Raw genomic sequence first — 14657 nt, 5'->3', positions numbered from 1 at the left:
AAGGAGGGTTCATATGTCATTCACCATGGAAATTCCCAGTCCCGAGAAGCTGAAATCGGTTATTGAGGAGCAGGTTCAGCCGGAGCCGGAGGAAGTCACCCAGCTTAAGCAGCAGGCGATCAATAACGTATCCAGTATACTGGAGCTGGACTTCGAGTCTCTGGAGAAACGCAAGGCCGTGCTGCAGTCGATTGACAGCTTCGGGATGGGCACCATGCGCTCCTCTTCGGAGAAGAACTCCCTTCTTCAAGTATCGGTGGGCAATCTGTCCAAGACCGGGGATGAAGGCGGCCAGGTCGCCAAGGGATTAACCGAGCTGCATCAGCAGCTCAAGGATCTGGACCCGAGTGCGGTTGATTTCGCCAAGAGCGGGTTCCTCGGCAAGTTTTTCCACCCCCTGCGTAATTATTTCGCCAAATATCAAAAGGCCGATGCCGTCATCTCAGACATCATTCTATCCCTGGATAAAGGCAAAGCCGTGCTGAAGAATGACAATACTACACTGGAGATTGAACAGCAGACCTTGCGGGAGCTGACCAAGCGGCTTAAGAAGGAGATTCAGCTCGGTATCCTGATGGACGAGGAAATCGAAAAGCAGATTGAAGCGGCCAAGCAGCGCAGTGAAGATGAGGATAAGGTGCGGTTCATCACGGAGGAAGTACTGTTCCCGCTGCGCCAGCGGGTGATGGATCTGCAGCAGATGCTGGTGGTCAACCAACAGGGAATTATGGCGATTGAAGTTGTCATCCGCAACAACAAGGAACTGATCCGTGGTGTCGACAGAGCCAGGAATGTTACGGTATCTGCGCTCAAAATTTCGGTTACGGTGGCCAGCGCCTTATACAACCAGAAGATCGTTCTCCAAAAAATCGAGCTGCTGAACCAGACCACCGACAATCTGATCAGCGGCACCTCCAGAATGCTTAAGGAGCAGGGTGCTGCCATTCATAAGCAATCGCTCGAAACCAGCATTTCGGTCGACACGCTGAAGCAGGCCTTCACCGACGTCCTCTCCGCCCTGGATTCGATCAGTACCTACAAGCAGGAGGCACTCCCCAAGATGCGGGAGACCATCAACCAGTTCCGGGAGCTTGCAGATAACGGCGAGCAGCAGATTCACCGGCTGGAAAAGGGCAAATCGCTCGGGCTGTAGCAACGCTTCTCCAGATATAACGCAGAACAGAGCCCGGCGCAGGATAGGCCGGTGCTCTGTTTTTTGCACATACTGAAACGGTACCGTCCTTTAAAAGGACGGCAAAGCCGTTTCCACTTGTGACTACTTTGCTTTATTTAATAAGCTTGTAACCATTCTGCTTAATGTTCCTTGATCAAGGAAAGGAGCGAGGCTCGCCAGCAGCTCCGGGCTAAGATGTTCAGCTTCGACTCCGTCCAGCAGCTTCTCCAGGCCAACCCTGTCCAGAAAAGGGGCAAGACTCATGATCTGGTGCGCATCGGCAGTGCCATCTGCAACCCGGTCTACCAAGCTGCCTAACGTTCCTCTGCTTATAAAGGGAGCCAGCTCTTGAATGGACTGCCAGCTGGGACTGCGCTCTTCTGCTTGTTGAACCAGCCGGTCCAGATGTTCTCTTTCAAGAAACGGGGCAATGCCAACCAGATCGTCTATCTCTGAGAAATCGTCAATTGATGTATCCACCAGCCGGCTTAAGGTGGCTCTGCTAACGAACGGAGCGAGCCCGGTAATGGCACTCCATGTCACTTCTTCCTTTTCCGCCTGATGAACCAGTTCATCTAGTGTACCTGTTCCAAGGAAAGGAGCCAGCCTCATGATTACCTCTAGCTTAATCACGCTGCTGTCTATGCCTTCTGTAACCATATGCAGAGTACTTGCTTTTACAAACGGCGCTACTTCTACCAGCTCATCCATCTCCAGCTTACCGGTATTGACCAGCTCTGCCACCTGGCCCGGCCTGTTCTCTGCGAACTTCTCAACGATCAAGCCTATGTGCGGGTGCTCCCGGTTGTCTGGGGGGTCTCCTGCATTCAGAATATCGTCTACCGTTCTGCCGAATAACCTAGCAACCTGCGGAAGCGTTCCAATATCCGGCAGCGATTCGCCCCGTTCCCATTTCGATACCGCCTGATGGCTTACATTCAGTTGATCGGCAAGCTCCAATTGTGTCCAATCCTGATCTTTGCGAAGCTTCGAAATATAAGCTCCAATTCTGCGCAAGTCGAGCATGTGATACCTCCAAGTTAATCAAATGTACAGTGCGCACTGCCAAAAACAGCATAGCATTTCAGCATACACAATCCTATCAATCGCTGGTTGAATGGCTGTATCCCCTCTGATTCAACTGCCGGTAGAATGTTCTTCTTAACATAAAATGGGTTGTATACTATTCCTTTTTATTGTATATTTATTCAACTGGCACTTATTGCTGATTTCTAATCTACCGGGGGATTCATCTATGCATTTTTTGAATATCAACCAGCTCACTTCAGAGCAGATTCTGGATATCTTTGAATTAACCGACCGGCTTCGTCTCCGAAAATCAGAACTGTTGCTCGAAGGTAAAACGATGATTCTCTTCTTCCCGGAGACCAGTCTGCGGACACGGGTCAGCTTCGAGAAAGGCATCAGTGACCTGGGTGGGGCCTGCATTACCTTTCCGCCGGAGACGCTCGACAAGAAAGAAGCGCCGGGCGATATCGTCCGCTACCTGGAGAACTGGGGGGATGGCATCATTGCCAGAATCCCTGACCTCTGCAAACTGGAGGAGCTGTCCGCCTGCGCCTCTATTCCCGTTATTAATGCGATGACCGCACATAATCACCCCTGCGAGATTCTGTCTGACCTGTATGCTCTGCGCACCCTCCGGGACAACTACCGGGAGCTGACCTACACCTTCGTTGGACCACCCGGCAATATATCAAGAACTTGGCTGGAGGCGGCGCAAGTCCTGAATCTCTCGTTCCATCATGTATGCACACCAGGTCATGAGATGGCCAGCGGCAATCACCCGGGCTATACCTTTCATACGAGCCTGGACAGCGTGTTACCGGAGAGCGATGTGATTCTTACCGATTCTCTGCCCAAGGATTTCCTGACCCCGGAGTATATCAGTGCCTATCAGATTACACTGGACCGGATGAAGCAGACAAGACCCGGGGCGCTGCTGAACCCCTGTCCTCCCTTCTTCCGCAATGAGGAGGTCAGTGAAGAGGTGATTGCTTCGCCTTATTTTGCCGGATTCGGGTTCAAGAAAAGCCTGATCTATCTCCAGCAAGCCATCCTGATCTATTGCCTATCGCATTGATGCTACAGGACCATGGGTCCCCGCGCACGCTTCATTTTCTCTTTCATGCAAGCCTTTTAAGGCTTAAGCTGTATATTTGAAACTGCCGATTCCTCCGATATCTTATTAGAACAGTATTTGCTCATTTGTTCACCACATTGGCTGAAGGGGAGAATTACTATGAAGGCTTTACACTTACTATCCAGAAAAACAGGTGTCCTTCTGCTTGTACTGCTATTGGCGTCACTTGGTACAGTTGGGGGAGGCAGACAGTCACACACGGCGGCAGCGGCTGCTTCTACGAAATCATATGTGTATTATGTCTCTGACGATGTTCTATACCGTGTGACCACAGATGGAAGTGAGACACAGAAGATCGCTGAGAACTATGACGGCAACGGATTAGACTCGACCGGCAAATATCTGTATTTTTACTATGATGACGGTATGGGAATTCAGCGGCTGTCCCTGAGCGATCCCGATGCTTTAATTACAAGCTTCCTTGGGGACCGGAATATCCTCTATTACCTGTTCGATGGTCCCTATCTGTACTTCCTGGATGATACAGGCCACATCTACCGTACCTTGGCCGACGCTGACGATGATTCACAGCTTACACTGATAGCAGACAATGCCGATGTGAATTTCCGGTCCTTCGATGTCTTCGGCGGGCGGATCTACTATAATGCGCTGAAGAACAACACAACCTGGGTTGCTTCGAAGTCCCGTGACGGGAGTGGAGTCATTCAGTGGATTGCCGGCGGAGCTATTCAAAAGAGCAAATTTTATCATCCCTACGCTACAAGTATTAACCTTATGATTGACAACAAACCCGCCGAAACCGAGTATTCTCTGGACTCCATGGTGCTCTACACCCTCCCTCTAAGCGGTGGAGCTCCCAAAGCAGCCAATGCCAAAAATCCGCTGGAATCCAATGCCGCCACCTCCGGTACCTGGTCCAACCATTATTTTCTGTTCAACAAGGGCATTAAAGTGGACGCCGCAGGCGAGGAATTGGATTATAACACCGGCAAGGGCTTCCTGATGGATAAGAACGGCAAGATCATGCAGCTCAGCCAGAACAGTGTGATCAGCATCAGCGAGCTTACCCCGAATAAGCTGGTCTATGCAGATTCCAAAGGCAAAGCCTACATCAGCACACTGGCCAATGGCAAAATCACCTCATCCAAGGCTCTGCCGCTGGCGAATGTCCAAGATATCCGGACGGTTAAGAACGGAGCGGCGCTCACCACCGTATTGTTCACCAAGTCCGATGCTTACGCACTGAATGCCGATTCAACTTTAACCAAAATGAGCGGTGTAGAATCCGATTACTCTGTAATTACAGACGATATTCCGGGCTTATATTATATTAACGGTCTGGATAACGACTGCCTGTACCGCTACAGCAATGACGGCAAAACCAAAATCAAGCTGTCCACTGGCCCGGTTAGCTATTTGGCACTGGTCTCCGCTAAGTAATAGTCAGAGAGAGATTAAGCCGGAATTTCCGATAAGGAAATTTCGGCTTTTTTTTAGAGATGGGAATAGATAAAGTTCGGTTTATAACAGATACTTGCCTATGAAGAGGCATCATTTCCAGTATACAGTGGGAGTAGGCGTTATAGATAATTACAGAAAGCAGGCTGGCAATGAATATATCAATCAAGCTTACCGGACCGGATGAAGCCTATATTATCAAAAATATGTTACCGCTCTATCTGCATGATCTTTCAGGTCATTACGGACTTGTGGAGGGGCATCTGCCTAACCGGCATGGTATCTTTGAGGATACGGACGAATACAGGACGCTGGCAGATCAGTATGAGGTGCAGAATATTTGGTGGGACAAGCCGGGCATTCTGTACTCTTTTCTGATTCAAGCTAATTCGATGCCGGCAGGCTTCGCACGGATTGCTACCCCTCCATATTGTGCGCAGGGCGTCGATTATTTCGTGAGTGATTACTTTTTGCTGCAGCCCTTCAGAGGGACTGGAATCGCGGAACAGGCGGCGGTGCTGGTGTTTGAACAATTCCGGGGCGAATGGGAGCTGTTCACCAACCCGGCAGCGAAGAATATCACCGGTCAGAGCTTCTGGCGCAAGACTGTCTCCCGCTACACGCAGGGCCAATATTCGGAGCGGAGCGGGGAGACTTTTGACGGACACAAGCTTGCCTTCAGGTTTGATAACCGGGGATAACGGGCCACTCTAACCGAATTGTAAAAAAAGGCTGTCCGCCGGGCATACCGGTAGTCAGCCTTTTCCACATGCAAGGGTTCACGGCAGAATTGGGACTGTGATATCCTTGATATTCGTGCCTTCTCCGGTCTTCAGAATCAAATTCATGGACTCAGGATGATCAAGTAAATTGCTGCCATACCCTTCTTCAAACCCTTCATCAGTTACGGATCCTGACGACTTCCTTATAAAGGCCGTTCCGGCCCGGGTAACCGACTGAATCTCATTCCCACCCATCGCTATGAATATCTTCTGCTTGTTCGGCCAGGTATTCTCAGACCCGTTCTTAATTCCCATTACAACCCGGGTCATTAACGGCGAGAGCTCGACCTGCTTCAGTGTCATTTGAATGCCCTCCAGCATAAAGTCTGCCTCCGGCTTAACAGTGACCGTCTGCTGCTCTTTGAATTTCGGGTCCAGCTTGAAGCTGACTTTAAGTCTTGGAGAATAATTCATTTCCGCTGCATTCTTGCCTGTCTTGGGATCTTTCAATTTGCCGGGGTCTACAGAGGCGATCTGGAAATCCGCTTCAAGCTGCTCCGGGAAAGGCTGATTCCGGTCCAGACGGATAACGCCACGGCCGTAGTACACACGATTCTTCTCAGAACCTTTTCGTACATCGTGACCGCCGATCTGTCCTTCACTATCGAGATTATCGCCAGTCGAAAGATTCTTTATTCTGGCACTGTTCACGCTGTATATTTCCTGACCCGCAGCGGTATGGGCTGTATACAAAAAGATGATTTTGTTCTCGTCCGCCGTTACAGCATCCAAGGTAATCCGGTAATCTCCGCTGGATGCACTTTGATTAACCTGTTGAATATAGCCGTGCCGGATAGCCGAATCCAGCGCTGGCGCCTCTGTGTCGAAGGGATACAGCCGCAAAATGTTCTCCAGTGCTCCCCAACCCGCAGTTTCAGCAGGTGCTGCAGACTGTGGTGCAAGATCGTGGATCATTGGAATAAAAAACAGGATAAAAGCAACCACCGCGGCAGCGGCCAGACCGGCCAAGGTGCCGTTGCCGAGTCTGCCCTGCCGGCTTCGTCTGCGTCCGCGCTCGAACCCCGCCTGAACCGCCCCTCTAATCTCATTGCCCCCGCAGTCCACCCGTACCTCCTCACGGATACGTATCGCATCAGACAGCATGGCCTGTTCTTCTCTGCTACTGTTCATTCCATTCACCCCGGTTCTTCATAATTTCCCTAAGCTGCTTCAGGCCCTTGTGCTGCCAGGTTTTGACGGTTCCCTCCGGCTTGCCCAGCAGGACTGCGATCTCGGCCAGGGTCAGATCATTATAATATTTGAGCAGCAGCACATGGCGGTATTTCACCTTCACCTGCGAGAGCGCCCACTGCATTTCCATGGCATCCGTACTGTTCTGCATGACCCCCTGCTGCATATTCTCTGCGGCCGTAGGGACTGCCTTCTTTCTTCTCCGCTGCTCATCTATACAGACATAGATTAATATTCGGATCAGCCAGGTTTTGAACACGCTCGGGTCCTTCAGGGTTCTCCGTTTCATCCAGGCCCGGCAGGTGGTCTCCTGGAGCGCTTCCAGCGCGTCATTGCGGTTGCCCAGATAACTGTAAGCAATATGGTATAGCTGGTCGCTGTGCTCCAGCACCGCTTTGACAAAATCCGTCTCCTCAAGCGGCACAGCGGCAGTGACCCGCTTCATCTCTGCCCCGGACATCGTCATCTCTCCCTCTCCTCTCCATCACTTTTACATGAATTAGACGGAGAGGTTATGCAAACAGTTTTAGTCTGCGGCAATTATTTTATAACTTCCATGAATAAAACCTATAAATATACTAAAAAAAGCCGCAATCCCCGCTGCCAGGAATATTGCGGCCTTTCTTGTTATATAGGAAACTATAGTTTGCTGCTGCTGTGGAGAAGGTGTGGGACCAAATGTATGTGAAAAACAGCATACGTTGTGCTCCCAAGCAGGCGCTCGGCCTGAATGTATGTGAAAAACAGCATACATTGTGCTCCCAAGCAGGCCTCGGCCTGAATGTATGTGAAAAACAGCATACATTGTGCTCGCAAGCAGGCACAAGACCTCAATGTATGTGAAAAACAGCATAAGTTGTGCTCACAAGCAGGCATATGGACCAAATGTATGTGAAAAACAGCATACGTTGTGCTCCCAAGCAGGCACATGGACCAAACGTATGTGAAAAACAGCATACGTTGTGTTCGCGTAAAGGTAACCTTATTCATCTGTTAGGATGATTTTGTCCTGTAAATTATTTCATTTCTAGATAGGAGGCACCTAGAGTACCCAATTCCCCTTGCGGAACACCGGCTCAATCGTGCCGTCAGCCAGCTCTCCGTCAATATCAAGCGCATCGGAGCCTACCATGAAGTCGACATGCGTAAGGCTGACATTAGCCCCTCTGGATAGTAGCTCTTCGCTTGTCATGGAGGTGCCTCCTTCAATATTAACCGGATAGGCGCTGCCCAGCGCGAAATGGCAGGAAGCATTCTCGTCAATCCCGGTGTTGTAGAACACTCTGTTCAGCCGGGAGATCGGCGAATCATGCGGTACCAGCGCCACTTCTCCGAGATAGGAGGCGCCTTCATCCGTATTCAGCAGGGAGGTCAGATGCTCTCTTCCGGATTCAGCGTCATATGCTGTCACCTTACCGTCCGTGAAGGTAACGGTAATTCCGTCGACGAGCCGCCCGTTCAGGTTCAGTGGAAGCGTACTCTTGACGGTGCCATTCACGCCGGTGCGATGGGGCATCGTGTAGATCTCTTCTGTAGGCATATTGGCTACAAAATAAACGCCGCGCGCATTCTCCCCGCCGCCGCCGCGCCACAGATGGCCTTCCGGCAGCTCGACACGCAGATCCGTGCCCGGAGCACGGTAGTGAAGGCTTTTGTAGCGCTTCTCGTTCATACGGTCCTGACTCTGCTTCAGCTCGCCGATATGACTGCGCCAGGCAGCCACCGGGTCTTCGCTGTTCACACGGTTCATCTGGAACACCGCTTCCCACATCGCATCGATCCGCTCTTCCTCCGGCAGATCTGCGAACACCTTGTCCGCCCAGGCACGTGTCGGCGCCTTGATCAGCGACCAGCTGATTCTGCTGTTACGGGTGTAGGCCTGGTATTTCTTGCGCGCAACCGCCGCTGCCTTAACGGCAGTGGACACCTTAGCCGAATCGATCCCGCGGAATAATTCCGGGTCCGGTACTTTTATATGTAATATAGCTCCGCCTTCTTCAGCGAATCCCTCCAGCATATCGGCATGCCACTGCGGATAATACCCGAACGATTCCTCAGGAGCCTTCTCGTAACGGATGCGTGTGACCGCTTCATCGTCCCAGTCCACAAGCACGTATTTCGCTCCTGCGTCATAGGCTTTGCCTACAATCAGCCGGGTAAGCTCCGCTGTCTCCAGCGGGGCGTGAACCATCAGCACTTGTCCCGGCTGCACATTCACACCGACCTTCACTACCAGCTCTGCGTATTTCTCCAGCATTTGCCCAAAATCCTTCATCGCTTCTCTTCCTCCATATCTTCTACATTCTCTGTATAATTATAGCGGAAGACCGGGAAGAAGGCACGTAATCTATCGTCTATGTAGAACCGGAAGCAGAGCCGGATGTCACTATTCCGCTTCCGGCAGCACTGCTTTTACTGCTTATCCACCTGCAGTAGCTGAATGGTCTTCACATCGTACGTATGGGCGATTTTGTCTTCCGCAATCACTTTCAGCTTCGTCAGACTGGCCACCTTGGCCGGGTCTGCCCGGGAGAGCAGCCTCCACAGCTCAGGATCGGACAAGGTCTGATAGAGCTTGTCGTCATCATATTCCTTGCGGTTCTGAGTGACCAGCTTCACCTTATAGCTGCCGAACACCGCTTCGGTCTGCCCCGCTTCATGGATATGGGCAAGGATCTCCTGCCGGAGTCCGGCCAGCTCCTTTTCCAGCTCCTTCTGCTTCGCCTTGAGCTTATAATACTGCTGAACCTTCTTTTCCATACAGTCCTCACGCTCCTCTCCTAACATGTCTATGCAGGAAAGAACGGTTAGAATGATTAATTCTGTTGAGACCGTTTATGTTTAATTCTATAATGAAGTCGTTGTGACAAAAATCAGACAGCAGGTGAACCCATGTTTCAGACTTATCTATTTCCGATTTCCTATGCATTCATGGCTTTTCCGGTTGCGGCACTGTTCTTTACCCTGCCGTTTCTAATCGTGCAATACCGCCGGCACGGCTATATCAATAAAATCCGGGCCCTGGTGCTGTATCTGCTGCTGTTGTACCTGCTTAACGCGTTCTTCCTGGTCCTTCTGCCCTTCCCCGATTCCAGGCATAATGCAGCCCCGTCCGGGAGCATGATCCAGCTTGTGCCACTGCAGTTCATCCAGGATATTCTGCATAATACGCAAATTACGCGCAGTGACCCTTCCAGCTACCTTAATGTGCTGACCGGACCGGATTTTCTGCTGGCTGCTTTCAATGTGGTGCTAACGGTGCCCTTCGGTATGTTCCTGGGCTACTACTTCCGCACGCGCTGGGTAGTCTGCATTATCCTGTCCTTTGCGCTATCGCTGTTATTCGAGATTACGCAGATTACCGGCATTTACGGGTTCTTCGACCATCCCTACCGGATCTTCGATGTCGATGACATGATCACGAATACGCTGGGCGGCCTTGTAGGATTCAAGCTCTCCCTATGGATCTCCGGCCTGCTGCCGCGGATTGAGAAGCTTGACAGCCAAGTGGACCTTTCCGCCAAAAAAGTGACCTACACCCGCCGCGCCCTTGCATTCCTGCTGGATTCAATCCTGTTGTTCGCGGTGACACTAATCCTCAATCTGCTCTCACTAAGCATCTCGATGTGGGCAGTAAGCCTGGTGTATTTCCTGAGCATTCCCCTGCTTACCGGCGGACGGACCTTCGGCAAATGGGTTGTGCGCATCCGGCTTAGGAGCGAGGACGACGGTCCGCTCAGACCCTGGAAGGTGTGGGTACGGTATGGATTACTCTATGGCGTCCTCGGGGGGATGAATGCCCTGCCGCCAGACTCCGCGATCTTCCTGAGCATCGGCACAGTATTGACGGCCGTGGTGAAATTGGTCATCCTGGCGGTAGATGTAGCCTTCTTCATTCATCTGGTGCTGCGGTTGATCAAGCGTGACCGTCCACTTATCTACGAGGAGCTTAGCAGAACCCGCAATGTAATTACCTGGCCAAAGCGGCATGAGGCAGCGGCAAGCGAGGCCCCTGAGCCTGTAAATGACAAGGAATAGAGGTATACACTCATTGTGAAAAATAACGGCTTAGACATAGAATCCCTTGTGCAAGATGGACAAGAGTGGTTGATAGAAGCAGACATCACCAGCATTCAGCAGCAAATGGCACAAGGGAGCTTAACCTCCATGCTGCTGGTACACTGGTATTTGGAACGGATTAACCGGTTGGACGGTCTGCTCCGCTCCGTGCTGGAGGTGAACCCGGATGCCCTTGAGATAGCTACAAGGCTCGATAAGGAACGGAGGGATACGGGCAGCCGCGGACCTCTGCACGGAATTCCTGTACTGGTCAAAGATAATATTGGTACAGCAGACAAGCTGCACACCAGTGCAGGAGCCTTGGCGCTTGCAGATTGCATAGCAGCTGAAGACGCTGAGCTCATCACGCGGTTAAGAGCAGCCGGAGCCGTGATTCTGGGCAAAGCCAATATGACCGAGTGGGCCAACTTCATGTCGCCCTCGATGTGGGCCGGATACAGCTCACGCGGCGGGCTTGTACTGAACCCCTACGGCCCCGGGGAGCTGTTCATTGGCGGCTCCAGCTCAGGAAGTGCGGCTGCTGTCGCTGCTAACCTTGTCACTGTCGCTGTCGGTACCGAAACCTCCGGCTCCATCATCAGCCCGGCGGCCCATAATTCCCTCGTCGGCCTGAAGCCTACTTGGGGACTGGTCAGCAACAAGGGGATTATACCAGGAATCGGCAGCCAGGATAGCGCAGGGCCGATGGCCAGAACCGTCAAGGATGCTGCACTTCTGCTTAATGTGATGGCCGGTACCGGAGAACATCCTCTTAAGGCTGCACCCGATGGAACAGCAGGCAGAGATGATTATACGGCCTGTCTGAAGGTTGGTTATGTGAAATCCAAGCGGATCGGAATTCCGCGCTTCTATTATCAGGCTTTAGATGCTGAGGCACTGCGCATGATGGAATCTGCTATAGCAGACCTGCGAGAGCTGGGCGCAGAGATTATCGACCCTGTAGAGCTGCCCTGCCAGAACGCTGAATGGAAGCCTGCGATTCTGCAATATGAGTTCAAATCAGGATTGAACCGCTATCTGGGCAGCCTGCCTGAAGCCGCTCCTGTGCATTCTCTGCAAGAGCTGATCGATTTCAATCAGCAGCATAGCGAGCAGACGCTGAAATACGGCCAGGGAACACTGGAATGGCTGAATACCTCCGGGGATGACATTACTGAGCAGCAATATCTAGAGCAGCTACAAACTTCCCGTTCATTGGCCGGTAAGCAGGGAATCGATTATGCCCTTAAGTATTACGGTCTGGATGCCATCCTCTTCCCCGGAGACCATGGATGTGAAGTGGCGGCAAGGGCCGGTTACCCGCTGATTACAGTTCCTGCGGGCTATACCCTTGACGGTATCGTTGCGCCGGGCGGCTATCTCACTAAGGGACCGCAGGGCGTCACCTTCTGCGCCTCCGCCCATAGTGAAGCTATGCTGCTAGGGATTGCATATAGTTACGAACAGGCCACGAAGCACCGGCGTCCGCCGGTGCTTGAGCCAGGCAGCGCTGGGCGGCAAATACGCATTGGTGACACGGCCATTCCAGAAGCGCAAACTTAGAAGTAACAATTTATAGAGCGGGTAAAAAACGTTCTGCTCCCCAGCGGCACAATGTATTCGGTTTTTCGCTTACACTTGGCCTGCCTACGATATATGAAACACATGAACAAAATAGAGGCTGTTCCCATACATCGGGATACAGCCTCTATTTTTGTGAAGAAGAGGGAATCTATTCTATTTATACTTCCGCCGCATCCGCCAGATATAGGACCACCGGACAATGATCACTGCCAAGTACATTACACTCAATCCCGGCGTCCAGCAGACGCGGGGCTAAGCGCTCCGATGCCAGGAAATAGTCGATCCGCCAGCCTACGTTCTTCTCTCTGACCTTGGGCATATAGGACCACCAGCTATAGGCACCTTCAAGCTCGGGGTAGAAGAATCTGAAGGTATCCACGAATCCGGCTGTGAGCAGCGTGGTCATTTTGCCGCGTTCTTCGTCGGTGAAGCCTGAATTCCCCCGGTTCGATCTCGCATTCTTCAGATCAATCTCCTGATGCGCCACATTCAGATCCCCGCAGACGAGAACCGGCTTGTGCGCATCCAGCTTCAGCAGATAGGTGCGGAACCTGTCCTCCCACTCCATCCGGTAGTCGAGTCTCGACAGATCGCGTTTGGCATTCGGCGTATATACATTCACCAGATAGAAATCCGGGAATTCCAAGGTGATAATTCTCCCCTCATCCTCCGTATCCTGCTCCAGTCCATATCGCACGGACAGCGGCTTGATTCTAGTAAATACCGCCGTACCCGAATATCCTTTTTTGAGTGCATAGTTCCAGTACTGAGCATATTCCTCTCCGTGGTCAAGAACAATCTGCCCCTCCTGGAGCTTCGTCTCCTGTACACAGAAGATATCTGCGTCAACCTCCCGGAAATACTCATTAAACCCTTTATTCACGCAAGCCCTCAGACCGTTAACATTCCAGGACACCAGCTTCATCGTTGTCATTTCCCCTTACCTGTCAATAGATTAGATCCAGTGTACCATAGATCCGGCTCGGCAATGAAGCTACGGGTATTCTAGTGAAATGTGTGAATCTCCCATGACAATCGTTACAGCAATCATAGTTTCGCCGAATATACTATCCTATCACAAGGAAAAGGAGGACATTACAATGGCTATCTTATTACCGCAACAATTCTTCAACCTGCCGGCTTCTGTAGGAAAATCTTTCTATGAAAATCTGGCAGGTGGCATCAACGCGGCAGTGACTGTAAACAACAATTCCGGGTTCCCCGTGGATCTTGTTATTTACCGGGTCAATGCACCAGTGGTCACTTATATTATCCCTGCATTTAATAGTCTTACCCTGTCCGTTCATGCACTGCTTGTGGCCGGACTTCTGAGCACGGCGGCCGGTGCCGTATTTGGCACTATCGAAGTGGCAACCTCTGATTTCTAAAATCTAATGTAAGAGTACCTCCCTCATGCTCTGTTGACTATTTTTGGACTTCCCGCTATCCCGGGGAGTCCATCTTTTTGTCGTTTCAGGACACACGATCCATTCCGCTTATTGGATTTAATCTCCCAATTCAGAAATATATTTTGCAATCTTTAGGTTAATCTCTCTTTTATATAAAATTTATGATATAGTTGGTTAGAAAATGATAAAATATACCAGAAAAGAGGCTATTATGAAAAAGATTATTCTGCTTTTATTGGCCGTGTTCCTGATCCAGCTCCCTATTGCTCCTGCAACATTTGCAGCTGGAGAACGTCTCACGGTTCGCGAAAGATTTATTGGGAATGCGAGCCCGTTAGTATCAAACAACATGAAATATATACTGAATTTAATGCCTTCCGGAGATATACAGTTATGGAATAATAACAAACGCACCATGATATGGCACACCAATACCAGCGACTTTAGAATATCCCAGCTCGTCATTGATCAATATAATGGCAGACTTAAGTTAATGGATTGGAATAACACTCCATTCTGGACATCTGACAATAATGCCTGGGCTACTGCGTGGTACGGACAAGCTAATGTACCAGTCAACCTCGTAGGTGACCTGCTAATCGTTCAAGATGACGGAAATTTAGTTCTGTACAACACTAAGAACGTGGCTTTAGGCTGGTATCCTGTCTGGGCTTCAAATACAGCCGGTCAATAAGTATCATCGAGTCCTCCCAGTACCATGAACGCAAACTTTTCAGCCCTTTCCCTTCCCAGCAGGAAGTGAAAAGGGCATTATTTACGTTCCGGGACGTTTCCCATGCGCCTCGCTGCGGGTTGCCCCGGCTGTTAGGCGGCTGGAGATGTTTTTGTACACCGTTTGGGCGGATGGTATGTGC

At 51.0% G+C, this 14657-nt stretch carries 14 protein-coding genes; 8 read left to right on the top strand and 6 right to left on the bottom strand.

What is annotated here, in order from left to right; all coding sequences use genetic code 11:
- Window positions 1–13: 13 nt before the first annotated feature.
- Window positions 14–1153 (top strand): toxic anion resistance protein, encoded by a 1140-nt coding sequence (locus MHH28_RS04275; protein WP_405112243.1) that lies wholly within the window; start codon window positions 14–16, stop codon window positions 1151–1153.
- A gap of 123 nt (window positions 1154–1276) precedes the next feature.
- On the opposite strand, the gene MHH28_RS04270 is transcribed toward MHH28_RS04275, so the two are convergent.
- The gene (locus tag MHH28_RS04270; protein ID WP_405112241.1) at window positions 1277–2200 is read right to left on the bottom strand and encodes a helix-turn-helix transcriptional regulator; all 924 of its coding nucleotides are present in this window, start codon (window positions 2198–2200) and stop codon (window positions 1277–1279) included.
- Between the two features lie 229 nt (window positions 2201–2429).
- Between MHH28_RS04270 and MHH28_RS04265 the strand changes: the two genes are divergently transcribed.
- From MHH28_RS04265 to MHH28_RS04255, 3 genes are all read left to right on the top strand, one after another.
- The gene (locus MHH28_RS04265; protein WP_405112239.1) at window positions 2430–3278 is read left to right on the top strand and encodes an ornithine carbamoyltransferase; all 849 of its coding nucleotides are present in this window, start codon (window positions 2430–2432) and stop codon (window positions 3276–3278) included.
- A gap of 159 nt (window positions 3279–3437) precedes the next feature.
- On the top strand, window positions 3438–4739 hold the full coding sequence (locus MHH28_RS04260) for a DUF5050 domain-containing protein (RefSeq protein WP_405112236.1): 1302 nt from the start codon (window positions 3438–3440) through the stop codon (window positions 4737–4739).
- Window positions 4740–4909: 170 nt separating this feature from the next.
- Complete coding sequence (locus MHH28_RS04255; protein ID WP_405112234.1) at window positions 4910–5458, top strand: hypothetical protein; 549 nt, start codon at window positions 4910–4912, stop codon at window positions 5456–5458.
- Between the two features lie 78 nt (window positions 5459–5536).
- On the opposite strand, the gene MHH28_RS04250 is transcribed toward MHH28_RS04255, so the two are convergent.
- The 4 genes from MHH28_RS04250 to MHH28_RS04235 all read right to left on the bottom strand — a co-directional run bounded on the left by MHH28_RS04250 (window position 5537) and on the right by MHH28_RS04235 (window position 9490).
- A complete protein-coding gene (locus MHH28_RS04250) occupies window positions 5537–6670 on the bottom strand; it encodes a DUF4179 domain-containing protein (protein ID WP_405112231.1) in 1134 nt (377 codons plus the stop codon).
- Window positions 6660–7196, bottom strand: coding sequence for a sigma-70 family RNA polymerase sigma factor (locus MHH28_RS04245; RefSeq protein ID WP_405112228.1), 537 nt, complete (start codon window positions 7194–7196; stop codon window positions 6660–6662). Before MHH28_RS04245 ends, MHH28_RS04250 begins: the two co-directional genes overlap by 11 nt.
- Window positions 7197–7772: 576 nt before the next feature.
- Complete coding sequence (locus tag MHH28_RS04240; RefSeq protein WP_405112226.1) at window positions 7773–9005, bottom strand: aminopeptidase; 1233 nt, start codon at window positions 9003–9005, stop codon at window positions 7773–7775.
- A 137-nt stretch (window positions 9006–9142) separates the two neighbouring features.
- A complete protein-coding gene (locus MHH28_RS04235; RefSeq protein WP_405112223.1) occupies window positions 9143–9490 on the bottom strand; it encodes a hypothetical protein in 348 nt (115 codons plus the stop codon).
- Between the two features lie 132 nt (window positions 9491–9622).
- On the opposite strand from MHH28_RS04235, the gene MHH28_RS04230 reads away from it, so the two are divergent.
- Window positions 9623–10768 (top strand): VanZ family protein, encoded by a 1146-nt coding sequence (locus MHH28_RS04230; RefSeq protein WP_405112220.1) that lies wholly within the window; start codon window positions 9623–9625, stop codon window positions 10766–10768.
- 15 nt (window positions 10769–10783) lie between these two features.
- On the top strand, window positions 10784–12352 hold the full coding sequence (locus tag MHH28_RS04225) for an amidase family protein (protein WP_405112217.1): 1569 nt from the start codon (window positions 10784–10786) through the stop codon (window positions 12350–12352).
- A gap of 178 nt (window positions 12353–12530) precedes the next feature.
- Here MHH28_RS04225 and MHH28_RS04220 read toward each other — a convergent pair whose 3' ends face one another.
- A complete protein-coding gene (locus MHH28_RS04220) occupies window positions 12531–13298 on the bottom strand; it encodes an exodeoxyribonuclease III (protein ID WP_405116836.1) in 768 nt (255 codons plus the stop codon).
- Window positions 13299–13473: 175 nt separating this feature from the next.
- On the opposite strand from MHH28_RS04220, the gene MHH28_RS04215 reads away from it, so the two are divergent.
- Both MHH28_RS04215 and MHH28_RS04210 read left to right on the top strand, forming a co-directional pair.
- Window positions 13474–13761: a hypothetical protein gene (locus tag MHH28_RS04215; RefSeq protein ID WP_340023200.1), complete on the top strand. Its 288-nt coding sequence runs from the start codon at window positions 13474–13476 to the stop codon at window positions 13759–13761.
- A gap of 232 nt (window positions 13762–13993) precedes the next feature.
- A complete protein-coding gene (locus MHH28_RS04210; RefSeq protein WP_405112214.1) occupies window positions 13994–14476 on the top strand; it encodes a hypothetical protein in 483 nt (160 codons plus the stop codon).
- Window positions 14477–14657 lie beyond the last annotated feature (181 nt).

Source organism: Paenibacillus sp. FSL K6-1217 (assembly GCF_045040735.1).
GTDB lineage: Bacteria > Bacillota > Bacilli > Paenibacillales > Paenibacillaceae > Paenibacillus_AQ.
Note: the sequence above shows the minus strand (reverse complement) of the source record. Positions and strands in the feature narration are given on the sequence as shown.

Coding starts and splice junctions, on each gene's coding strand:
- MHH28_RS04275 (WP_405112243.1), top strand. CDS start 14: ATGTCATTCACCATGGAAATTCCCAGTCCCGAGAAGCTGAAATCGGTT.
- MHH28_RS04270 (WP_405112241.1), bottom strand. CDS start 2,200: ATGCTCGACTTGCGCAGAATTGGAGCTTATATTTCGAAGCTTCGCAAA.
- MHH28_RS04265 (WP_405112239.1), top strand. CDS start 2,430: ATGCATTTTTTGAATATCAACCAGCTCACTTCAGAGCAGATTCTGGAT.
- MHH28_RS04260 (WP_405112236.1), top strand. CDS start 3,438: ATGAAGGCTTTACACTTACTATCCAGAAAAACAGGTGTCCTTCTGCTT.
- MHH28_RS04255 (WP_405112234.1), top strand. CDS start 4,910: ATGAATATATCAATCAAGCTTACCGGACCGGATGAAGCCTATATTATC.
- MHH28_RS04250 (WP_405112231.1), bottom strand. CDS start 6,670: ATGAACAGTAGCAGAGAAGAACAGGCCATGCTGTCTGATGCGATACGT.
- MHH28_RS04245 (WP_405112228.1), bottom strand. CDS start 7,196: ATGACGATGTCCGGGGCAGAGATGAAGCGGGTCACTGCCGCTGTGCCG.
- MHH28_RS04240 (WP_405112226.1), bottom strand. CDS start 9,005: ATGAAGGATTTTGGGCAAATGCTGGAGAAATACGCAGAGCTGGTAGTG.
- MHH28_RS04235 (WP_405112223.1), bottom strand. CDS start 9,490: ATGGAAAAGAAGGTTCAGCAGTATTATAAGCTCAAGGCGAAGCAGAAG.
- MHH28_RS04230 (WP_405112220.1), top strand. CDS start 9,623: ATGTTTCAGACTTATCTATTTCCGATTTCCTATGCATTCATGGCTTTT.
- MHH28_RS04220 (WP_405116836.1), bottom strand. CDS start 13,298: ATGAAGCTGGTGTCCTGGAATGTTAACGGTCTGAGGGCTTGCGTGAAT.
- MHH28_RS04215 (WP_340023200.1), top strand. CDS start 13,474: ATGGCTATCTTATTACCGCAACAATTCTTCAACCTGCCGGCTTCTGTA.
- MHH28_RS04210 (WP_405112214.1), top strand. CDS start 13,994: ATGAAAAAGATTATTCTGCTTTTATTGGCCGTGTTCCTGATCCAGCTC.